The 22,186-nt window shown below is 39.7% G+C and carries 22 protein-coding genes; 7 read left to right on the top strand and 15 right to left on the bottom strand.

What is annotated here, in order from left to right; genetic code table 11:
* Positions 1 to 26 precede the first annotated feature (26 nt).
* Positions 27 to 218, bottom strand: a complete 192-nt coding sequence (locus tag H6G75_RS10670; protein WP_190979915.1) for a hypothetical protein — start codon at positions 216 to 218, stop codon at positions 27 to 29.
* A gap of 380 nt (positions 219 to 598) precedes the next feature.
* Between H6G75_RS10670 and H6G75_RS10665 the strand changes: the two genes are divergently transcribed.
* Positions 599 to 898: a hypothetical protein gene (locus tag H6G75_RS10665; RefSeq protein WP_397331841.1), complete on the top strand. Its 300-nt coding sequence runs from the start codon at positions 599 to 601 to the stop codon at positions 896 to 898.
* 92 nt (positions 899 to 990) lie between these two features.
* Here the strand turns inward: H6G75_RS10665 and H6G75_RS10660 are convergent, their stop codons facing one another.
* From H6G75_RS10660 to trpS, 5 genes are all read right to left on the bottom strand, one after another.
* Entirely contained in the window at positions 991 to 1,950 is a 960-nt protein-coding gene (locus tag H6G75_RS10660) for a hypothetical protein (RefSeq protein ID WP_190979913.1), read from the bottom strand.
* Positions 1,951 to 1,953: 3 nt separating this feature from the next.
* Positions 1,954 to 3,075 carry a DUF3696 domain-containing protein gene (locus tag H6G75_RS10655; protein WP_190979912.1) on the bottom strand — a complete coding sequence of 374 codons (1,122 nt, stop codon included), beginning with the start codon at positions 3,073 to 3,075 and terminating at the stop codon, positions 1,954 to 1,956.
* On the bottom strand, positions 3,072 to 4,199 hold the full coding sequence (locus tag H6G75_RS10650) for a DUF262 domain-containing protein (RefSeq protein WP_190979911.1): 1,128 nt from the start codon (positions 4,197 to 4,199) through the stop codon (positions 3,072 to 3,074). The genes H6G75_RS10655 and H6G75_RS10650 overlap by 4 nt, the downstream gene beginning before the upstream one ends.
* Positions 4,200 to 4,356: 157 nt before the next feature.
* Positions 4,357 to 5,277 (bottom strand): methylenetetrahydrofolate reductase, encoded by a 921-nt coding sequence (locus H6G75_RS10645; RefSeq protein ID WP_190979910.1) that lies wholly within the window; start codon positions 5,275 to 5,277, stop codon positions 4,357 to 4,359.
* A gap of 55 nt (positions 5,278 to 5,332) precedes the next feature.
* On the bottom strand, positions 5,333 to 6,340 hold the full coding sequence (gene trpS, locus H6G75_RS10640) for a tryptophan--tRNA ligase (RefSeq protein ID WP_190979909.1): 1,008 nt from the start codon (positions 6,338 to 6,340) through the stop codon (positions 5,333 to 5,335).
* A 428-nt stretch (positions 6,341 to 6,768) separates the two neighbouring features.
* On the opposite strand from trpS, the gene H6G75_RS10635 reads away from it, so the two are divergent.
* A complete protein-coding gene (locus H6G75_RS10635; RefSeq protein ID WP_190979908.1) occupies positions 6,769 to 7,515 on the top strand; it encodes a DsbA family protein in 747 nt (248 codons plus the stop codon).
* A gap of 214 nt (positions 7,516 to 7,729) precedes the next feature.
* On the opposite strand, the gene H6G75_RS10630 is transcribed toward H6G75_RS10635, so the two are convergent.
* From H6G75_RS10630 to petB, 5 genes are all read right to left on the bottom strand, one after another.
* On the bottom strand, positions 7,730 to 8,101 hold the full coding sequence (locus tag H6G75_RS10630; RefSeq protein WP_062297773.1) for a hypothetical protein: 372 nt from the start codon (positions 8,099 to 8,101) through the stop codon (positions 7,730 to 7,732).
* Positions 8,102 to 8,179: 78 nt separating this feature from the next.
* Entirely contained in the window at positions 8,180 to 9,346 is a 1,167-nt protein-coding gene (locus H6G75_RS10625; RefSeq protein ID WP_190979907.1) for a glycosyltransferase family 4 protein, read from the bottom strand.
* A 178-nt stretch (positions 9,347 to 9,524) separates the two neighbouring features.
* Positions 9,525 to 9,959: an anti-sigma regulatory factor gene (locus H6G75_RS10620; protein ID WP_190979906.1), complete on the bottom strand. Its 435-nt coding sequence runs from the start codon at positions 9,957 to 9,959 to the stop codon at positions 9,525 to 9,527.
* A 395-nt stretch (positions 9,960 to 10,354) separates the two neighbouring features.
* Complete coding sequence (gene petD, locus H6G75_RS10615; protein WP_062297767.1) at positions 10,355 to 10,837, bottom strand: cytochrome b6-f complex subunit IV; 483 nt, start codon at positions 10,835 to 10,837, stop codon at positions 10,355 to 10,357.
* Positions 10,838 to 11,064: 227 nt separating this feature from the next.
* The gene (gene petB, locus H6G75_RS10610) at positions 11,065 to 11,712 is read right to left on the bottom strand and encodes a cytochrome b6 (RefSeq protein ID WP_062297765.1); all 648 of its coding nucleotides are present in this window, start codon (positions 11,710 to 11,712) and stop codon (positions 11,065 to 11,067) included.
* Between the two features lie 366 nt (positions 11,713 to 12,078).
* Between petB and ctpA the strand changes: the two genes are divergently transcribed.
* Positions 12,079 to 13,326, top strand: a complete 1,248-nt coding sequence (ctpA, locus tag H6G75_RS10605) for a carboxyl-terminal processing protease CtpA (RefSeq protein WP_190979905.1) — start codon at positions 12,079 to 12,081, stop codon at positions 13,324 to 13,326.
* Positions 13,327 to 13,494: 168 nt separating this feature from the next.
* On the opposite strand, the gene H6G75_RS10600 is transcribed toward ctpA, so the two are convergent.
* A complete protein-coding gene (locus H6G75_RS10600) occupies positions 13,495 to 14,181 on the bottom strand; it encodes an MBL fold metallo-hydrolase (protein WP_190979904.1) in 687 nt (228 codons plus the stop codon).
* A gap of 269 nt (positions 14,182 to 14,450) precedes the next feature.
* On the opposite strand from H6G75_RS10600, the gene H6G75_RS10595 reads away from it, so the two are divergent.
* Positions 14,451 to 15,929 carry a site-2 protease family protein gene (locus H6G75_RS10595; protein ID WP_190979903.1) on the top strand — a complete coding sequence of 493 codons (1,479 nt, stop codon included), beginning with the start codon at positions 14,451 to 14,453 and terminating at the stop codon, positions 15,927 to 15,929.
* A 116-nt stretch (positions 15,930 to 16,045) separates the two neighbouring features.
* Positions 16,046 to 16,237: a hypothetical protein gene (locus H6G75_RS10590; protein ID WP_190979989.1), complete on the top strand. Its 192-nt coding sequence runs from the start codon at positions 16,046 to 16,048 to the stop codon at positions 16,235 to 16,237.
* 376 nt (positions 16,238 to 16,613) lie between these two features.
* On the opposite strand, the gene H6G75_RS10585 is transcribed toward H6G75_RS10590, so the two are convergent.
* From H6G75_RS10585 to H6G75_RS10575, 3 genes are all read right to left on the bottom strand, one after another.
* Positions 16,614 to 17,177, bottom strand: coding sequence for a phycobiliprotein lyase (locus H6G75_RS10585; protein WP_190979902.1), 564 nt, complete (start codon positions 17,175 to 17,177; stop codon positions 16,614 to 16,616).
* Positions 17,178 to 17,248: 71 nt separating this feature from the next.
* Positions 17,249 to 17,929 carry a HEAT repeat domain-containing protein gene (locus H6G75_RS10580; RefSeq protein ID WP_190979901.1) on the bottom strand — a complete coding sequence of 227 codons (681 nt, stop codon included), beginning with the start codon at positions 17,927 to 17,929 and terminating at the stop codon, positions 17,249 to 17,251.
* A gap of 51 nt (positions 17,930 to 17,980) precedes the next feature.
* Entirely contained in the window at positions 17,981 to 18,148 is a 168-nt protein-coding gene (locus H6G75_RS10575) for a hypothetical protein (protein ID WP_190979900.1), read from the bottom strand.
* Between the two features lie 142 nt (positions 18,149 to 18,290).
* Here H6G75_RS10575 and H6G75_RS10570 point away from each other — a divergent pair, with 142 nt between their 5' ends.
* Together H6G75_RS10570 and H6G75_RS10565 are read left to right on the top strand one after the other, a co-directional pair.
* Complete coding sequence (locus tag H6G75_RS10570) at positions 18,291 to 18,992, top strand: CAP domain-containing protein (RefSeq protein ID WP_190979899.1); 702 nt, start codon at positions 18,291 to 18,293, stop codon at positions 18,990 to 18,992.
* Positions 18,993 to 19,330: 338 nt separating this feature from the next.
* Positions 19,331 to 22,015 (top strand): EAL domain-containing protein, encoded by a 2,685-nt coding sequence (locus tag H6G75_RS10565; protein WP_190979898.1) that lies wholly within the window; start codon positions 19,331 to 19,333, stop codon positions 22,013 to 22,015.
* The last annotated feature ends 171 nt before the right edge of the window (positions 22,016 to 22,186 follow it).

Raw genomic sequence — 22,186 nt, 5'->3', positions numbered from 1 at the left:
ATCAAGCGATCGCACTCTCCAATAAACTAAGAAATGCGATCGCTCATCAACATTCTGTCGTAAGGACACAAGGTTTTGTCGTAAGGACATAAGGTTTTGTCGTTAGGACAAAAGGTTCTGTCGTAAGGACACAAGGTTTTGTCGTTAGGACACAAGGTTTTGTCGTTAGGACACAAAGGTCTGTCGTTAGGACGCAAAGTTGTGACGCTATTACTCAATTAAATTTAGTCACATCTTGCACCCAGCGACTGAAGTCACGGCTACACGGACAAAACCCGCCTGCGCGGGTTCAAAAACTTTGATTTTATGAGCTTTCTGCGTAGGTAAGATATTCATCAAAATCATTATTTACCTGAAATTGCTGAATATGCTTTTTATTTTAATACACTCCATAAATCCTAAAAATTTTCTCATCCTTATTCAAACTCCTTTTATAAACTGCAATTCAAGCACATTTAATTAGTTATAAAAATATTTAAGCAAGTAATTGACAAGTATATTTTTATACTTTAACATAGATAGCATGAGAAAGGCGATCGCCGTCCTGTCAAAGTCTGCAATCGCCTTTCTTTCAACACCTAAATAGGAGTCGATTATTATCATGGCACAAGAATATAAATTCGGTGATGATCAAGATTTTGCTCAAACACCACCAGAGCAATTTTTGAGAAGGGAAAATTTTGATGCAGCTACTCCTAAGCCATCTAATCAACAGCCATTACCCAACAGAGAACCCATTAAACATTTGTTGATTGGTTCGCCCAAAGCTGTCACTAGTACAATACATTATTTGCAGGCGATCGGTTATTCCGAGGTGGGAGATTGGAGTCCACTAATTCCAACCGACAAGCCTGATCAAGTGATGAGTATTTTAATCCGTCAAATTTTAGTTGCATAACTAACCACAACACCCCGGCTTGTTTCACAGTCGGGGTAATTTTGCAGCTAATCAAATTTTTGGTTCAACAATAAGCGATCGCAGAGTTTATACTAAGTTTTATATTTCACCGTGGGAAGATGACGACCAACATAGCCAATAATGACTCTTCCTGGTTCTTTTGGAAAGAAGTGAATTCGCCAGTTACAAAACCTTAATTTAATATGCTTCTCAAATAAACGCTTTTCACCATCGGGGCAAAGAAACATTCTTTCATTTTTATATTGATTAAGAGTTGCTTCACTTTCTCCCGACTCTTCAAGAGCATAACCTTTAACATTGAATGAGCCAGTTTTCCAGTTTTCTGTACATTGTTGGAGTTCATACAAGATTTTAAAGACAGGCTGAAGTTCTAACTGTCTAGTACGGATATTTTTTAACTGCTTACCAACAACTTCACAGAATTCTAAGTTTGGAAATAATTCTGTTTTCCGATTCCATATATCTTCCCCGTCAATAACCATGTCACGAATACGCTTTTGTATCCATTCTTTATGTTTATTGACATGATGACTGTAGCTAGAATGTGGAATCTCTAGACTTTCATTAAAAATCTCTTCATCTTCATTAATTTGTATTGTATCGATTTCTATATTGCTACAATTCCAGCATTCATCTGATGTAAAACTTACTGCTACGGTATCAAGTAAATGAGCAATACCAAGTCCAATAGCTAATTCTCCCCCATAATAGAATTCAGATAAGCCAGTATTATTTTCAATATCGTGAATATCCGAATTTCCTAAATCTATGGATAAAGGAGCTTTAGTAACAAGAGTTTTGATAAACAGTCTTTCTCTTTGATCTGCATCATTAAACCAATGACCTACAGGATAATTAGGTGCGAGCATGATTGTATGAAAATTTTCTTGAGAGCGAAGGCTAACCTTAACACCCTGTGCAGTAAAAGCTTTAATAGTTTTAATTAACTCAGACATCCATTGTTGCGCTATGCGCTCATTTTCGGCTAGATTTCGCAGAGATAATTCATTGAATATTAAATCAAGCTCCACACCCTAATCTCCCGTAGCAGGTTCTAACAAAGCATCTAAGCTTTTTTCCCATTCATCAAAAAATCCATCAGGCCATCGGTCAATTCTACCGTCCCGATCAATACTTGGTGAAATGACTTTTGTGTACGCCTGTCCCTGGTTTTCTTCACGTTGAAAGTAATGTAATTGCACATCTTCTGGTTTAAGCTTGCCATCATGAACAGCAAGACGAATCCCGTTCAAAACATGGTCGCTGTGAGTTTCTATCACTACTTGAACACCACAACTCGCTGCAAGTGCTAGTAATTCACCCATTTTGGCTTGTCCTCTGGGATGAAGATGAGCCTCCGGATTTTCAACTAGTATTAGTGTATCAGGTTCTGATGCTAGTACTGCTAAAATAATTGGCAAAGTGTAAGTAATACCAAAACCAACATTAGTTGCACGGTAAGGATTACTATCTCCATAAAAATATTGCATATTCACCAAACCCATATCTGAATTTGATGTGATTTTTATACGTGTACCAGGGCTAACCTCTCTCATCCATGCTTCAACTTGGTCTATCAAATCCATTGATTTGGCATGTGGATAACTTAGGTTAGCGATAGGAATAGCTTTACGTCCATAAACATAAAGGAAATGTGCTGCATATTCTCCTTTAGTGCCGAGTTGTTTACGTATTCTGACTTGATAATCTAACGTTTCATTAAATGGTCGAGGCCCAAGCCGTTCTGCTTGTAGATAGTGGAAATTTTTACTGAAAAGGCTGGATAAGTAAACTTCAGAATTGATTGATTCTAAGGCAATATTTAAAACATCTGCATCTTTCTTCTCTAGGTCGTAATTAAAGTTCCATATTCCTTTCCTATTATCTTTCCAGGCAACTTCAAAACTAATATAATTATCTTTTGCTCTTTCACAAAACGAATCTTGAGCAGTACCAATATGAACTAATTCACCGTTTAACGCTAAACCTGTTTTTGGTAATAATTCTTGTTGGTAAGATTGACGCAGAAGTAGCAAGGATTGTAATACTGAAGATTTACCAGTACTGTTAATTCCTGAAAGTAGAGTTAGTGGTCTAAACTCTAAAAACTGATTTTCAAAAGTTTTAAAATTGATTAACCGTAGTGAAAAAATCATTTCAATACTTCCTGAATTATTTTCTCAATAATACCAAATCGATACTCTATTTTGTTTTCAGCTTGAGAAATAGAAGAGAAAAATTCTTTATCATTATCTGTATAGAAAATAAAATTATCAATTATTTTTTGTTTACGTTCTTTTAATACTTTAATTTCTTCATCATTCAATTGACTAAGGTTTACTGACCAAGCTTCAAACAAAGATTTATTAAGAGGAAATTTTCTTTTATTTTTATTAGACAGTTTACGAAAAGCATTTTCTCCAAAAATATTAAATGCTGCTATCATAGCTTTTTTAAAACTGGTTTCAATTTCATTTAGTTCTGCTTCTGAAAGATTATTCACTTTGGACAAACCCTTACTTAAAAAAGCATCTCTAGTATCTTTCTGATAATCTTTGTAAGAATTTAACTTAAAAGCTATAAAACCAGTAATAAATTCTCGATCATCCATACGTTTCTTCTTGGACTCACTAAGATTTATAACTCGCCTAAATTCTTCAGTTACCGCAAGTTTAGCTAAAAATTTGTTGGCTTGACCAGGATTAAGAGCATGGCGAATTTCTTGGTTGGAAAGACGTACACCTCCTGTATTAATTCGTTTGAAGATATTATATTTTACTTCTATAGGTGTACCTTTTTCAATTAGATAAACGGTAGGTTGAGTTTCAAGGATGCGTCGTTGATATCTTGGTTCTAATTCATCATAAGTTTTACCCTCAAGATTTGTTAGGTATTCTAGTCCACTTAGCTTCAGATTTTTCTCACTGACAAATTGCTTTAAAGCAGATAGACGTTGTAATCCATCTACAACTAACCATTTATCTTCATTAGTTGCATCTATATAGAATGCGGGTAGAGGAATACGAATCAAAATAGATTCAATTAATCTACTTTTAACATCATCCTTCCAAATATTAGCCTGGCGCTGAAAATCAGGTGCTAAATCTAGCACTTCTTGATCAATACGTCTCAGTAATTGTTCGATTGTTGGCTCCCTAGTTACAATATTTATTTTTTCTGGATCATAATCAAAAGTATTCTTTTCATATTGCTCTTCCTCATTCTCATCTTCTTCGTTAATCGTGTCTTCATTATTGATATAATTTTGCAAATTTGTCACAGTAAATCCTCCATCCAGATATGTAATAAATATTAATTGTTTTGAGTATATGATTTAGATGTCTAATTTGATGAGATACTAACTTGATTATAAGAGTTTTATAATTTGTAGAGACGCGGAATTTCACGCCTCTATATAAATTTTGCTTCAGCCTAAATTACGATTTTGTGATCTTCGTTACCTCCGCCAAATCCAAAATCTTGGGAATCAAATCTTCCCGCTTCACAGCCATCATGTGGACACCATGACATAATTGCCTTGCTATTTGTACTTGTTCGGCGGCAATTTTGACACCTTCTTCTAGGGGGTGTTTGGCTTTCGCTAACCGCTCAATAATGTGTTCTGGTATATTTACACCTGGAACGCATTTATTAATAAATTGAGCATTTTTCGCTGATTTCAACAGAAAAATTCCTGCCAAAATTGGCTTGTTATGCACAGATGCTATTTTATCCATGAACTTTTCTAGTCTTTCAAAATCAGTGATTAATTGACTTTGAAAAAACTGCGCTCCGGCTGTAACTTTGCGTTCAAATCGGCTTTGCAAACCAGACCAACTTGCACATTGGGGGTCTACTGCTGCACCGACAAATAAATCTGTTGCGCCATCGGTCAAGGGTTTATCGTTGCAATCAACACCTTGATTCATTTTTTGAATTAGTTGCAGCAGTCGCACTGATTCTAAATCAAATACACTCTTTGCATCGGGATGATCACCTGCTTTTACAGGGTCGCCTGTTAAAGCTAAAATATTCCGAATACCCAAAGCATGAGCGCCCATTAAGTCGGCTTGTAAGGCAATACGGTTGCGATCGCGGCAAGCCATCTGACAAATTGGTTCAACACCGTTTTGTAATAAAATCGCTGAAGCCACCAAAGACGACATTCGCAATACAGCGCGGCTACCATCAGTAATATTGACAGCATGAACTCTCCCCTTAAGAGTCGCCGCCATTTCAATCATGTGAGCCGAATTTGCCCCTTTTGGGGGTGCTACCTCAGCAGTAATGAGAAATTCACCTGCTTGGGCAGCTTGCTGAAATAAGCTCAAAGCAGTAGGGCTATGGGTGTGATACATACACATTAATAGTCTGGGTTTCTTCCAGGGTATAACGAATCACACCTCAAAGCGTCTATAAAGGTAAAGAGTAACCCAAAGCCAATTTTACTTGTGTGAGAGTTTGATTGGCGATCGCTTGTGCTTTTTCCCGTCCATCACGCAACACAGACTCTAAATAACCTTTGTCATCCATAATTTGCTGATATTTTTCTTGGATGGGTTTTAAAGCATTAATTGCTGTTTCTGTCAATAAAGGCTTGAATTGTCCCCAACCCATATCTTGGCATTCTGCTGCTACTGCTTCTTTAGTTTTGCCAGACAACAACATATACAAAGTTAACAAGTTATTACACTCTGGGCGTTCTGGATCATCAAAAGTTAAACCCCGTACAGGATCAGTTTTGCACCGCTTGATTTTATTTGCAATCTGGTCTGGTGGATCTAAAAGATTAATCCGGCTTAACTCTGACGGGTCAGACTTAGACATTTTGCGTGTCCCATCAGTCAAACTCATCACCCTTGCGCCATCTTTCCGAATCAAGGGGTCTGGTAACTTCAAAACTGGTTGATCCTTGGCAAATTGATGATTGAATCGATTAACAATATCCCTCGTCAGTTCTATATGTTGCTTTTGGTCTTCACCCACCGGCACTTTATCAGCTTGATAAAGCAAAATATCAGCCGCCATCAGCACTGGGTAGATTAACAAACCTGTACTAACATTTTCTCCTTGTTTAACAGCCTTTTCCTTAAACTGAATCATATCTTGTAGCCAGTTTAAGGGAGTGATGCAGTTAAGCAGCCAAGCAAGTTCACTGTGTGCGGAAACATGGGACTGGACAAAGATACTGGAGTGGTTTAAATCAATCCCACAAGCCAGGTAAAGTGCGGCAATAGTGTAAGTATCTGCCGCCAAAGACGCTGGATTATGCGGTACAGTAATCGCGTGTAAATCCACTACACAAAAGAAATTTTCATACTGGTCTTGGATTTCTACCCAGTTGCGAATTGCGCCTAAGTAGTTACCTAAGTGCAGATTACCAGTTGGTTGAACTCCCGACAGCACACGCTGCTTACCCATAAATTCACTCTAGTTCTTGCTAAATGTTCATGCACGTATTCATCCCTATGATGCCGTGTCACACGGCATTATAGACTTTTTATGGGTCAAAGGTGGCAAGATGGCAACAACTTGAGTTCTCAAATGGACTGACACGACTAAAATTTTGCATTAGAATTCTCTTCTGTGATTGCTCACGCCACAAAACTATATTTCTGCACGAATTTATCCTTGACACAGCAATATATATCGGTATGTTATGGATAATTCTTAATTTTTAATTAAGTAAAAACTTCAAATTCAGATCAATATTCTAGAAAGAACACAAGGCTGTAACCCTCTTTAATTCTGCTTTATCTCAACAAGAAATATTTACAATACCCTACTTTTTAACTTTACAGACAGTAGGTAATACTTAAATAGTGCTAGACCACTTTCAGTATTTTGATATGCGACAATTATTTCAGTATCTACGTACCTGGGTCATCGTCTGCCTGCTGTGTTTGGTCTTAGGCTGGACACTACCTGCACAAGCAGCTACCGATATTGACTCTAAACTCGAAAAGCAAGTTTTAGAAATTATCCGTAACAATCCACAATTCGTTATTAACTCTCTGCAAGAGTATCAACTGGCTAAACAAGAAAAATTACAGAAAGTCCAACAAGCTTTTTTAGATGATTTAAAATCTAATCCAGCAAATATCATTGGCGAATCACCAACAACTGGTGCAGCTAAATCTAAAACTGTACTAGTTGAGTTTTCTGATTTTCAGTGTCCCTACTGTGCAGAAGTACACAAAACTCTGAAGTCAGTAGTAGACAAGCACAAAGACGAATTGACATTGGTTTACAAGAATTTCCCTTTGACTGGAGTCCATCCAGAAGCATTCCCCGCAGCACAAGCGGCTTGGGCTGCTAAACAACAAGGTAAGTTCTGGGAATACCATGATGCTTTGTTTGAAAATCAAAAGCAACTAGGTGAAACCTTATACGTGGATATTGCGAAAAAACTGAATCTCAATTTGGTGAAGTTTGAGAGCGATCGCAAATTGGCAAAAACAGCCATTGAAAAAGACCTTAAACAAGCGAATGATTTAGGTATCGCTGGTACACCATTCCTAGTGATCAACACTGATAAATACACTGGTGCAGTCCAAGCCGCCGACATTGAAGCGAGATTGGGTAGTGCTAGTTAAATAGATAGAATTATACACACAAAGATTGTAAACATTGGGTGTAAGGGTTTAGGGGTGTATGTATCCAAAACCCTTACACCCTTAATTTTTCGTATCAAAGAACAGCAAAGGACGGGTAGGACACGAAGTTATAGCAATCCTAAATAATTGATAAACATCTCTCTCCCTTGTCCACCTTGTCTCCCTTGTCTCCCTACTCCTAAAGACTTTTTCGTTAATCTTCCAATGATTGGGCTTGTACTTCTACCGCAGTCACATCAATTGTGCCTTCTGGTGCAAAGCGTTGAAAGTGGCCTTTCTGGACTGATAGCTGTTCGCCACAGTTAGGACATTGTAATTGGCTATTGTTCAAACCCGTGAATTCGTAGGCGCACACAGGACACTTGTCAGTCACTAAGTTGCGTTGTAGCCACCAGCGAAATCCAAAGAAAGCCACTACAGGCGCTAGTGACAGCAATGCAAAAAGAATAAATAAAGATTTTACTAACCAACCCAGTCCCAATGAACCTAGCAACCAGATAACTGCTAAGAAAGTGAGCAAAGGGCGGAGATTTAGCATATTCAATTGTGAATTGTTAAAGCTCATTTTTTAATTACAGTCTTGCTCTCTTTCTAGGATAGCGAGTTTAGAGATGGTCAATGGTCATTTGTCATTTGTGATTGGTTAAGATGCTTTTACTAACGCTGCAAGCTGCTGTTTAAAGGCTGCTGTCCCAAAATGCGCGATCGCTTGTTCTCGCAACCACTTACCATCACAGCGTTGATCATTCTTTTGTAAAATTTCAATACAAGCTGCGGCGACAGCATCAGCATCACGGTGTGGCACTCGCCAGCCTAATTTACCATCTTGTAAAGGATCAGCCGAACCGTCTGCATCACCCGATAAAACTGGGATACCACAAGCCATTGCTTCGAGATAAACAATACCAAAACCTTCTTGAGAAGGCATGATATAAGCATCTGCTAGGCGATAATGGGCGATTAAATCTTCTGTAGGGACAAAACCAGCAAACACAACGCGATCGCTTACCCCCAAATCTTTGGCTAACTGGGCTAATCGCGGTTGATCATCACCACGCCCAATCACCAAATATTTCACTTCTGGGAAAACCTGGGCGATTTCAGGTAAAGCCCGAATTGTCACATCTACACCTTTATAAATATCACCCGACCACAGGCGTGCCACTGTCATCAAGACTTTAGCATCTGTTAACCCATACTTTGCTACTAATTCTGGTAGTTTTTCCCCTGGGGTAAATTTATCACCATCAATTGCACAAGGCAGCATTTTCACTTTTTTCGGGTCAATCCCATTAGCTGCACAAGCGCGATCGCGACTATAACGGCTGATTGTCCAAATTTCACTGGCGGCTGCAAGGGCGCGGCGTTCCGGAGTTTTTAATGGTTCCCAGACTTCTTTACCGTAGGTGAGGACTGTGTAGGGAATACCTAACGGCTGACAAAGAGTTTGGATTAAGACGGCAAGTTTAATATGACCACAAAATACACGTTGGGGGCGTTTTTGTAAGAGAAACTTTAATAAAGCCCCAGCCATCGCCATTCTGCCGATTTGCGGCGACTTATTTTTAAAATAATGAAATTTTACACTCTCAGACGCAAAAGGATTGGCACAGTCTAGACTATCTCGCAAAACAAAGACATCTGTCTTGTAACCTGCATTTAACTCTGTATAAGCCTGAAAAATATCTTTGACATAAGACTGAATCCCGCCTTCACAACCAAACACTTCGATAAAAACGAAAAAATGGTGAGGAGTTGTGTTAACTTTGTTAACCCCTTGTGGTTTTTCTTCTGTTAAATCAGTCAGCATTTAAGTTTTTATTGATACAAGTTCCACTTTATTGCAGCCTGAATTATCTTTAAGCTGCTGCCAAATCTTAGCAAAAGTGTCACTAAAAATCGTATGCTGACTTTACTAAACTGTGTATATTTTTTATACACGAATTTTGTATTTGCCCTTAAATTCCCTTATCTTTCACCATTGGAATTTATTGGCGACTGTACTCAATAATTAACAGACAATTTCGCTCATCCGCACTACGCTCATAAACCACCCGATCAGTTAAACGCCTCAACAAGAACCAGCCATAACCGCCTTCTTGTGGCTTACCGAGTTCCGGCTCGACGACTTCATCAGGATTAAAAGGCTGGCCATGATCCCATATTCTAATTTCCATTCGGTCAACCCATAGACTCAGTTCAATATCTATGGTTGTTTCCAGTGGTAAAGTCTTATGAGCATGGCGAACTGCGTTGGTAAAGCCCTCTGCTAACGCTAAATTCAGGCGATATAGTTGGTTTTCTGTCCAACCACGTTGACATAGATATTTGAGACAAAACTGCTCAAACCATTGTTGAACTTTATTTAAGAGCGGAAGTTCGCTCCTGACAGTCAGATGGTCGCGCTCCACCATTATCAGCATTGACCTTGACTTAAGTATTAAATAAAAAATGTTTTGACTGGTTGAATTTGGGAGATTTTTAGCTTAGGTATAGCTGTGATGTCACAGGACAAAGTTAAATTTCCTAAAATCTGCTTTGCTGTATACCCCAAAAATCTCAGGTACTGCCTAGTACAGTTCGGCGTAAATAAACAGACCCTCAGAAATTGCTAAAAAGCTTGGTATCACTATTCTTCCTTTTGCCTTTTGACTTTTGCCTTTTTCATTGTTGTACTAGATTACTAAAATTGACGCTTGTTATTTGTTTAACTAGCATATTTCAGAGAGTATGAGTGGTTTTAGCCACCACTCACACCCTTTTACATACTAATCAAACTTACACAAGCGTCAAAGCAATTTTTGGTAACTAATCTAATTTAGAAAAGTCCCAAGGTCAAGGATTTGTCTAAAGGTAAAGCTGCGCCAATACCCAACCACAAAGTTACCAAAGTGCCAAACAGAAATACTGTAGTTGCAACTGGACGACGGAAGGGGTTTTGGAACTTATTCACGTTCTCAATAAAGGGAACCAGAATTAGTCCCAGGGGTACGGAAGCCATTGCGAGAACTCCCAACAATTTGTTAGGAAGCGATCGCAAAATTTGGAATACAGGGTACAAGTACCACTCTGGCAGAATTTCCAATGGTGTAGCGAAAGGATCTGCTGGTTCACCTGTCATTGCTGGATCTAGTACAGCTAGAGCCACAATACAAGCGAAAGATCCCATGATTACAATTGGGAATACATAAAGTAGGTCATTGGGCCAAGCGGGTTCACCATAATAGTTGTGACCCATTCCCTTAGCGAGCTTGGCTCTTAAGATAGGATCGCTCAGATCGGGTTTTTTCTGTGTTGCCATTTTTAAATGCGTTCTCCTGCTGAATTTCAGTTAAGGCATTGATGTTAGCCATTTGCTTTGAGGCTACCCCAGTCTTGTCAGACAGGGGAATAGCCATTATTTCTTAGTCAAACTGTCTGTGATTTTTTGCTGATGTGCCATATCTAATTGTTCATCAGTTTAAAACAAACAAATTTGTCTGGAAATAGCTAATGCCTGTTCACATTTTGGCTGAACCAACAATGAAATTACAAAGGCCCGGAAATGCCTTGTTTGCGAATCATCAAGAAGTGGAACAGCATGAAGACTGCAATTAGCCAAGGTAGAACAAAGGTGTGGGCGCTGTAGTAACGAGTTAATGTTCCTTGACCAACACTAGAACCACCGCGCAACAAATCAGAAATCAATGTCCCAACAACAGGAATCGCTTCTGGTACACCACTCACGATTTTCACAGCCCAGTACCCTACCTGATCCCAAGGCAAAGAGTAGCCAGTCACTCCAAAGGAAACGGTGATCACAGCCATGATGACACCACTTACCCAGGTTAATTCACGGGGCTTTTTAAAACCACCAGTCAAGTAAACCCGGAAAACGTGCAGAATCATCATTAACACCATCATGCTGGCAGACCAACGGTGGATGGAGCGAATCAGCCAACCGAAGTTTACTTCGTTCATGATGTACTGTACAGAAGCATAAGCTTCTGTAACTGTTGGTCTGTAGTAGAACGTCATGGCAAATCCAGTAGCAAACTGGATGAGAAAGCAGACGAGAGTAATTCCACCTAGACAGTAAAAGATGTTGACGTGGGGAGGTACGTACTTGCTTGTTACGTCTTCAGCAAGCGCCTGAATTTCCAAGCGTTCCTCAAACCAGTCGTAAACGTTGGCCATACAATCTCAAGTTCCTAAAAAATCGGTTGCGGTTGATAAATCTCCCAATTGGCAATTTTGGGATTTTCACAAAAAGGTTGTTTGTTTGGTTTTTTTGCTTTCAGAGTGATGAGCGTTTTCAGCAACTTAACACTCTGTAAATATGAAATATATGGCGTTCTCTTTGCAACCAAACACTTAAAATGCCAGTTCCAAAGTAGATTTTATCGTTTGTAGAGTGCCTTGTGTACTCATAGATTGCCTTAACAATTTGATGAGAGCAATGCACTACTTCTATAAAAAAAGTAACATAGTCGAGAGATAGATTTCATCAACAACGAGAGAACTGGGCAGTTCGATACAATTTGGGTTCAGGTGGAATTGAGAATGGGGTTCATGGAAAAGTACGTTTTTCGGGTGGTTTTGTCACTATTTTTGGCATTTTGTTTGGCGATTGGCGGGGTTATCCCAGGTGCAACAGCATTGACCGGTGAACAAAAGCTAGTTTCAGAAGTTTGGCGCATTGTCAATCGCACTTATTTAGACGACACATTTAATCATCAAAACTGGGCGACCGTTAGACAAAAAGCCTTAGAGAAGCCTTTGACTAACAAAGAAGCTGCTTACACGGCGATTCAATCCATGCTCAAGAGTTTAGATGATCCTTTTACCCGTTTTTTAGATCCAGAACAGTACCGTAGCTTGCAGGTTAATACTTCTGGAGAATTAACTGGAGTTGGGTTGCAAATCGCCCTCAATCCCCAAACAGGTCAATTAGAGGTGGTTTCGCCGATTGAAGGTTCACCAGCCGAGAAAGCCGGCATTAGACCGCGCGATCGCATTCTCAAAATTGAAGGATTTTCCACAGAGAATTTAACCTTGGATGAAGCAGCAGCCAGGATGCGCGGCCCTATTGGCAGTTTAGTAACGCTGTTGATTGAGCGTGATGGCGAAGCACAGCGAGAAGTTAGTATTGTGCGCGATCGCATTGAACTTAACCCAGTTATTGCCAAATTGCGTACTTCTTCTCAAGGCACATCCATTGGCTATCTTCGTCTGACTCAATTTAACGCCAATGCCTCTACAGAGTTGGCACATGCTATTAATAGTCTAGAGAAAAAAGGCGCTGCTGCCTATATTTTAGATTTACGCAATAATCCAGGGGGACTTTTACAGGCTGGCGTGGAAATTGCCCGGCTGTGGTTAGATTCTGGCACCATTGTCTACACGGTGAATCGTCAAGGTATTCAAGGCAGTTTTGAAGCCTTTGGCCCAGCACTCACAAAAGACCCCTTAGTAATTCTCGTCAATCAAGGAACTGCTAGTGCTAGTGAAATTCTGGCTGGCGCATTGCAAGATAATGGCCGCGCCCAATTAGTAGGCGAAACTACATTTGGTAAAGGCTTAATTCAATCTTTATTTGAACTGTCAGATGGTTCTGGTTTAGCAGTCACAATTGCTAAATATGAAACTCCCCAACATCGAGATATTAATAAACTTGGAATTAAGCCAGATAAAATAGTTACCCAACAACCCATTACCCGCGATCAACTCGCCACAGAAGCAGATTCCCAATATCAAGCCGCAGTCGAGATATTGGCACAGAATCCTTTAGTTGTGGGGAGTAGGGAGTAGAGAAAGAATTTAGGTTTTTTACAATCTGCCTGGAAATGGGAGAAGGGAGACAAGGGAGACAAGGGAGATAAGGGAGATAAGAGAGAAAAAGTTAACATGAAAGTTTTTACTCAGCCTTTGAGCAAAAACTTTCTCCTTCCTACTCCCCACACACCACTTCCTACTCCCTTATAAAATCGGTTGTACCTGCAACAAGTCGGAGAAATCCAAGGCTGCTAAACGCTGGTATGCTTGGTCTATTACACGCTTACCTCTCAGAAAACCTGTATTCGCACCCGGACAAATATACTCAAGGGTGTCTGGGGTAAAGCATTTTAGTAAAGATTGAACATTTTTAATTTGTCGAGGCCAGTGAAAGGTTTTAGCGGTGCGTAATGGTACTGGTTCACCTTGTTGATTGGGTAATAAATGCCGACCAGAAAATAAAACACCGCCGAATGTGCTGTCATAAAGGCAAGCGGAACCAGGGGAATGTCCTGGTGTCCAAATAATTTGGGTTGTGGAAGTAAGAATAATTTCTTGGGTAAAGGTCGTAACGTTTAAATTAGGTAATAAATACGCTTCTTGTTCTTGAATGATCACCTCACAACCCAAAGCTTGCTGGAGTTCTGGGGTTTTGCCAATGGCACCACGGTGGGTAATCACTAGCCAGCGTACACCCCCATGCGATCGCAAAAAATCCAGATTTATTTGTTCTAACGCTGGACAATCGATGAGGATATTCCCTTCATTTCTTACAATGAAATAGGAGGTTCCTCCTAATGTGTCCCGATTTGGCACAAAAGCAAAAATGCTTTCAAGTACAGGCCGTGGTGCTTTAGCATGATGACCGGGTGGTTGAGGTAAGGAACCCATGAGAAAAACTATACGAAAATGAGGAGTGGTAAAAATTTAATCACAGAGTTGAACTGCTGATCCAATTTTCAGCTTGAGATTGTCCAACAGTGGTTTTATTAGCTTTTGTGCTATTCATCTGTGGTCATGATTGAACAAATTGTTACTAAGAAAATTCTGCCTTAATAGTTAACTATTGTTAAAAATTGGGGTTTGAGATTCTGCTTTGTAGTGATGACTGTGGTGCTGACACTACTGGCGGGATATTTTTCCAAATTATTAAAGAAAACATGACTTTTTGGTTTCTCCTCCTCCTAGGAATAGCTACTTATTTGATGGTGCAACGCAGTGCGATTGGCATTACACATACACCTGTTTGGTTGTTATGGCTAGTGTTAATGACACCAGCATTACTGTTGACTGGATGGACAGCCAGATATGGCATTAAACAACCGCCGCCACCATCACTGATTCTCGGTTCTTCTATTGTTTGCCTTTTGTTATACTGGCTGTTATTTCAATGGGGACGAACAGCGTCAACAGACAAGCAAACTGAACCCCAAACTCCCAAACCAGAATCGGTTATCCATCCTACCGCAGAACCAGTACCAGTGCGTCCCATTGAACCTACCGAAGAAAGCCAGCTGCGAAATTGTTTTCCCTGGTCTGTATACTATATTCAAAATCTTGAGTATCGACCCCAAGCGATTATCTGTCGTGGACAGTTACGAACTACACCACAGCAAGCGTACCAGCGGATTAAGGCTAACGTCGAATCACAATTTGGCGATCGCTTTTTGCTCATCTTTCAAGAAGGCATAAATGGTAAGCCCTTTTTTGTCTTAGTGCCTAACTCACAAGCTGCTTCAGCAGTTAATCAAAACAAAACCGAAAAATTAACTAGGCCAGGATTGGCACTTTTACTATTAATTACAACTCTTTTCACGACCACATTTGTGGGAGCTAGAATATCTGGGGTTGAACTAACAACATTACAATCTAACCCCTATAGTTTACTAGAAGGATTGCCATATTCCTTGGGGTTAATCACGATTTTAGGCATTCACGAACTGGGTCATTACTTGACGGCTAAGTTCTACAGAATTCGCTCAACTCTGCCATATTTTATCCCCATGCCTTTCTTCTTGGGGACTTTTGGTGCATTTATTCAAATGCGTAGTCCAATTCCTAACCGAAAAGCTTTATTTGATGTCAGTATTGCTGGGCCAATTGCCGGATTTATCGCAACCTTACCGATTTTAATTTGGGGTTTAGCTCATTCTGAAATCGTCCCAATAAGTGAAAAAATGGGTATTCTCAATCCTGATGCTCTGAATCCGAAATATTCTATTTTATTAGCATTGCTTGCCAAGTTAGCATTAGGCAGTCAACTCACTGCTAAGTCTGCTATTGATTTACATCCTTTGGCCGTGGCTGGTTTTTTAGGATTAATTGTCACAGCCTTAAATTTAATGCCTGTGGGACAACTTGACGGCGGTCACATTGTTCATGCAATGTTTGGGCAACGCACCGCTATGATGATTGGTCAAATAGCGCGGTTGTTACTGCTATTACTGTCTTTGGTACAGTCAGAATTTTTTGTTTGGGCAATAATTTTATTATTTATGCCACTAGTTGATGAACCAGCATTAAATGATGTCAGCGAATTGGATAATGGACGCGACATTTTGGGATTAATGGCAATGGCTTTATTAATTATCATTATTTTGCCATTACCACAGGCGATCGCTAACTTACTCCAAATTTAAACATCATTACCTACTGACTAAATTGATAGTAGCCCACCCCGCTAGGAGCGCTCGCTCCTCAAGTTTAAGAAGGCAATCGCTATAATAAAACCATTATCACTGAAGAAAAATCAACAATGTCCATTACACTCGATTTGCCACCGAAAATTGAGGCGCTGCTGAGACAGCGTGCTGAAAGCAACGGACAAGATATTTCGCAAATGGCGATCGCCGTTCTGACTTTGGGGCTGAGTTTGGATGATAATGATTTTTGGCTCTCCCAGACTTGGGTTGATAAATTAACACTAAAAAATGGCTCAAATGATTGATATAACAAGGTTTCGCTAATATAAAAACAATGATTTAATAAAAATTTACTTTATTACTCCTGAATCCCAGACTATGTAAGGATTTAACCTGATATTAAGTATTAATTTGCTATAGCTAGTCTAGGAGAGCCTGATTTTTTTGAGGCTTTAAAGGGAATTCAATGCGGGCTTGATGATTTTGAAAGAGGACAATTTTCGAGTTTAGAAGACTTTATTGACGAACAAAATCAAAAATATGGATTGTCTCTGAAAGCATTGCGAGCGATCCAAAAGTAAAAATTATGGCTTAAAAATTCGGTTTTCATCAAAAATATGACATTCATAGAGATTCCAGTCAGAAAAAGAGAGACGTGCAACATCACACGTCTCTACTTTTTTATGAAGCTGAATTACTAACTTCTGCTGCTTTTGCCGCAGCTGAAGCACCACCCATCCGAATTTCTGAAGTAAAGGAAGCCATACTAAAGCCCCCAAAACGTTTGAGAATACTCACGCGCATTCTTAGATTGGGACTGGCAAACCACAGGCGTTCTTCAGACCACATAGTTTCGTATTCTGTGGTTAAAGTTAATGCGTCATCACTACCCATCTTGTAACGTCCGGCGACAGGGGCTTTTTCGGCATAACCCATCTCGCGCAGTAATTTACCTTCACTGGGATTATCAGCATCGGGTACAGTAACTAGCACCGTTGAACCTGTGTGTTTTTCTTCATCCCATTCCATCGTGCCGTTCCAGGTGACTCTTGCACCACAGGTAGCTTCACTGGGGTTCACTTCGTACTGTTGACACAGTTTGATCACTTCGGGATGATCTGCTGCCAACATCTCAATTACAATATCTGATTTGCCATCTTCAGACTGTTTAAATGCTAAGTGATGGCTAGTGCGGTGTGAAAACCATTTACCAGCACTTAATTCAAAAAACTCTTCAATATTCATGAATTAAATTACCCTGCATCGAAATACTAAAAGTCCCTCTTATTATTAAAAGGTAGCAGGAGAAGGAAATTTTATGTTTGCTTGCCTTTTTCTTCAATTCGCTTGAGGCCGATTCTTGCTGCTTCGGCAACGTTAGGATGGCTATCTTTCTCTAAATATTTTAAAGCGGAGATACTCTTAGGCGTGGGAAGATTCCCTAGGGCTTCTGCCAGTCTTTGTCTAACGAACCAATCATCTGATTGAGCAAATTTGAGAATACTATCAACTGCTTCTAAGTCGCCAATTTCGCCTAGTGCAGAAATCGCGGCTTCTTGTAAAACCGCTTCACTACTATCCAAAGCCTGTAAGAGAATTTGACGGGCGCGTGGATCTTTCAGATTGCCTAAAGCGACAGCTGCACTAAAGCGGACTAGCCAATCAGTATCTTCATAAAATGCCCTAGCTAATGCTTCAAATGCTCTGGTATCACCTAAATAGCCCAATGCACCAGCCGCATCAGCACGAATGCCATAATCTGGGTCAGTTTGCAAAATTCTGACCAAAATAGCGTAGCATTCGTCAGTTTGCTTGACTCCCAAGGCAAAGATAGCCATAGAACGCAGTTGTAGGGAATCGTCATCTAAGACTTTTTTAATTAACGGTACTGCATCTTCAGCAGGGACATCGCGCAGACTGGCAAGTGCAACCATGCGATCGCGTAAATTTGAACTTTCTAACTGAGTAGAAATTTCTTGTAAGGGTAGAGCTGCCATTAATGATTTAAGCACTTTCTTTACTTATCTTTACTTTACCTGATTTGCCAATTAGACTGCCGCCAAACTCAGATGTAAGTTTGGCGTAATTCCCGAATTATCCAAGGTAAGCCTTAAACGATGGCAAATTACTGAGTGCTGAGGAGCCAGTGTTGTGATGTTAGCGCAGTGGGAACATCGCAGTTCACAGAAAGAGGTTTCCCCAGCAGGAACTGTCACGAATGCTTTCCCACACCAGTGATTAAAATTTCATCTCAGTAATATCAATCATTTATTATACTTAGCTTATTAGATATCTTTGAGGGTGACAGGTCATAAAAAGTACTTTATATATAGAATCTATGCAGTTATTAATAAACACATGAAATTATCGTACTTAATACTCAGCATTTTAATTACTTTTTGTTATACTCAAATCTTTAAACCTAGTTTATCTTTAGCAAAATCAGATTTAATTTTAGAGGAAAAATCTAGCATATATTTACTGGCAAAGTCAGATTATCTATCACTTGTAGAACAACAAGTGATTAGTGAGACGAATAAAGTTAGACAAAATCCTCAATCATATATACCAATTTTGACAAATTATAGAAAAAATTTTCAGGGTAAACGTGTTAGATTGTCCTCCAATTCTTACTTAATTACCCAAGAAGGAAGTAAAGCTGTTGATGAGGCGATCGCATTTCTGAAAACAGCAACTCCTGTGGGAGCATTAAGCATATCTAAAGGAATGTCTTTAGCGGCAAAAGCTCATGTTAAAGACCAAGGTAATAAAGGTACTATAGGTCATTATGGTAGTGATGCCAGCAGTCCTTTTGAGCGCCTGAATCGCTATGGTAAATGGCAGATGACTGCGGCTGAAAATATCAGCTACGGCCCAAATACAGCCCAAGATATTGTTATGCAATTAATTATCGATGATGGAGTCCCATCACGCGGTCATCGCACCAATATCTTTAACTCTGCATTTAAAGTTAGTGGTGTTGCTTATGGAACTCATAAAATCTATAAAACCATCTGTGTAATTAACTATGCGGGAGGTTTTCAAGAGAAAAATAATTAAACTGGCAAATCTCTGATAAGTATGTCAAGATGAATCAGTTTGTTATGGTTAAGAAAACAATTATTTGCTCAGAAAATAAAGGACAATTATTCTTTAATTTCTATTTAAGTGATTTTACTAAGTATATTACTGCGATAAGTTTAATTTAACTAGCTGGCGACTCCAACCTTAAAGTAAGGTAAATTTGTTTTACTCAATAAAATACGTATTTTTACTATGTAAAATAGGATACGTTTGTTTTATCCTAGATACTTGAGAAAGTATTCAACAAAAAGCAAGTGACTACAAGTAAGATTTTTCAACATTCAATCCAGGATACGAGATTTTGAGGAAGAGCAATGCCAGGAAATGAGTGGGAAAAAATACGTCACCTGTTGGTCGTCCAAGACTTACAAGGGCAAAGAACCATCCCACTACAAGAAACCACTTATTCCATTGGTCGAGATTCCCGAAATGCGATTGTGTTGCGATCGCGTTCCGTATCTAGACAACATGCCATTTTACTGCGTGTGACTCTTCCAGAAACTGACCAGTATGGTTTTCGGATTATTGATGGCAACTTTAAAGGTAAGTCTAGTACTAATGGCTTATATGTCAATGGAATGAAATGCGTCTCCCATAATCTTCAGCATGGAGATGTGATTGCCTTTGGCAATAATCAAGTCCAAGCCAAATACTATGCAATTTCTCATATTTCGGAAAAAGCTTTTTCCGAAAGCGTTGATATTGACAACATATCAGATTTTCTCTTAGAGCAGGCTCATGCAGCCAATCCTTTTCCCACCTTAGCTGTTGATCCTAACTTTGAGGCGGCCAGTGAAACTGCACTAGCACGCCTAGCATCCTTTCCAGAACTCATCCCTAACCCAATTATTGAGATGGATTTAGGGGGAACAATCACCTATCTCAATCCAGCAGCATCTGCGAAATTTCCCAAGATTCGAGAAATCGGTAACAAGCATCCTGTACTGACGGGGTTACTTAATGCCTTGGAAGATCACCAGCTAAACTCTTTTTCCCGTGAAATCACGGTTGATCAAGAAGTATTTGAACAATTTATTCACTACTTACCTGAAAGCGACTTAATTAGAACTTTTATTGTTAGGGATATTACAGAACAGAAGCAAGCAGAAGCAGAATTGCGTCAACGCGATCGCCTATTGCAAGCAGTAGCCGAGGCTGCTAACTATTTGCTAGTGGAAATGAATTACGAAACTGGCATAGATAAGGCTTTGGCGGTACTGGGAGAAGCTGCCAAAGCAGATCGTGCCTATTTATTTAAAAACCATTACCATTCAGATACAGGCGAAATGGCTCTTAGCTTGCAATTTGCATGGAAAAGAACTCACTTGGCCGCTTCTCGTTTTCACTGGCAAAATCAGCTGTATCAAGCTTCAGAACTAGCACGTTGGTATGCCACACTCTCTGGTGGAAAATCTATTAGTGGTAGTATCCAAGAATTTCCGGTAGCAGAACAAAAGCTATTGGCCAGAGATGAAATTAAATCCTTGCTTTTAGTTCCCTTGCGCCTAGAAGATGAATTTTGGGGTTGTATTGGTTTAGCCGACTGTACTCATGAGCGTACATGGTCAAGACATGAGGAATCAACACTGTTAACAATGGCAGCTAGTATTAGTGGTGCTTGGCAGCGTCAACAAGTAGAAGAGAAAATCCGCTACCAAGCACTCCACGATATGCTGACAGGATTACCCAACCGTTTCTTTTTTAATGAAATCTTGGCCAAAACTTTAACCAACGCCACACGCAATCGTGAGAGTTTAGCAGTACTGTTTCTGGATTTAGATCGCTTCAAAGTGATTAATGATACGTTAGGGCATACCATTGGTGACAGATTATTACAAATGGTGGCGCAAAGGCTCAAAGAATCTCTCAGAGAAGGAGATACTGTCGCTCGTTGGGGAGGAGACGAATTTACAATTTTGCTGCCGCATATTAATTACCTTGATGAAGTCGCTCAAGTAGCCCAAAAAATTCTACAAACCTTAGAAAAGATTTTCTGTCTTGATGGCCATGAACTTTATATCAGTGCGAGTATCGGTATATCTGTTTTTGATGCACATAGCCATGATGTGGAAACCTTAATTCAACATGCAGATGCGGCGCTATATTATGCCAAGGATGAAGGCAGAAATAATTATCAGTTTTATACCACTACTCTCAGTGCCAAAACTCCAGAACTGCTCAATTTAGAGAAAAGTTTGCGTTATGCCGTAGACAGACAAGAATTGACGGTATATTATCAGCCTCGTGTCAACATTGTTACTGGCAAAATTACTGGTATGGAGGCTTTGGTGCGCTGGAAAAACCCAGAGATGGGACTAGTTGCACCAAATATATTTATCCCCTTGGCTGAAGAAAGTGGATTAATTATACCAATTGGTACGTGGGTATTACGCACAGCTTGTATACAAAATAAAGCCTGGCAAGCAGCAGGTTTGCCGCCTTTGACGGTGGCTGTAAATCTTTCACCTAAACAGTTTCGGCAAGCTACGCTGGTAGAAGATGTGGCTAAAATTCTAGCGGAGACAGGATTAGAGCCACATTTTCTGGAGTTGGAAATTACCGAATCAACAGCGATCGCCGATTTAGAATTTACCAGAAATGTTTTACAAAAATTAGAATTAATGGGGGTTCATCTTTCCATTGATGACTTCGGCACCGGACACTCTTCACTTTCACGGCTGCAACTTCTACCACTACATAACCTAAAAATTGATCGCTCCTTTATTCAAGAGCTAACCACAGATGTCCGCGTAGCTCATATCGTTAAAGCAATTGTAACTTTGGGGCGTAGTTTAGGGTTAAGACTTACGGCTGAAGGTGTAGAAAAGCAAGAAGAACTAGATTTCTTAAAATCTATTAATTGTGAGGATGTCCAAGGTTACTTCTTCTATAAACCAATGCCAGCAGACAAAGCTACAGAAGTTCTGCAAAACAGACATTTTTCTGAAGTAGAGGAGAAAAATGGAGTAGGGCATAAATACGAAAAGTCTGAGGTTTGACAGGCAGGACTGACGCACAAAGGTTATTTGTTAAGAATGCGTGTGAGGGTGTAGAGTGTGTCAGGGTGAACATCTACACCTCCATAACTTTGCCCAAACCCTTGCTTTTTCGTCTGACTATTTAACTTAACGACCATCTTTGTGCGTCAGTCCTGGTAAATTTAAGAGTAA

Source organism: Nostoc sp. FACHB-280, from assembly GCF_014697615.1.
GTDB lineage: Bacteria > Cyanobacteriota > Cyanobacteriia > Cyanobacteriales > Nostocaceae > Nostoc_B.
Note: the sequence above shows the minus strand (reverse complement) of the source record. Positions and strands in the feature narration are given on the sequence as shown.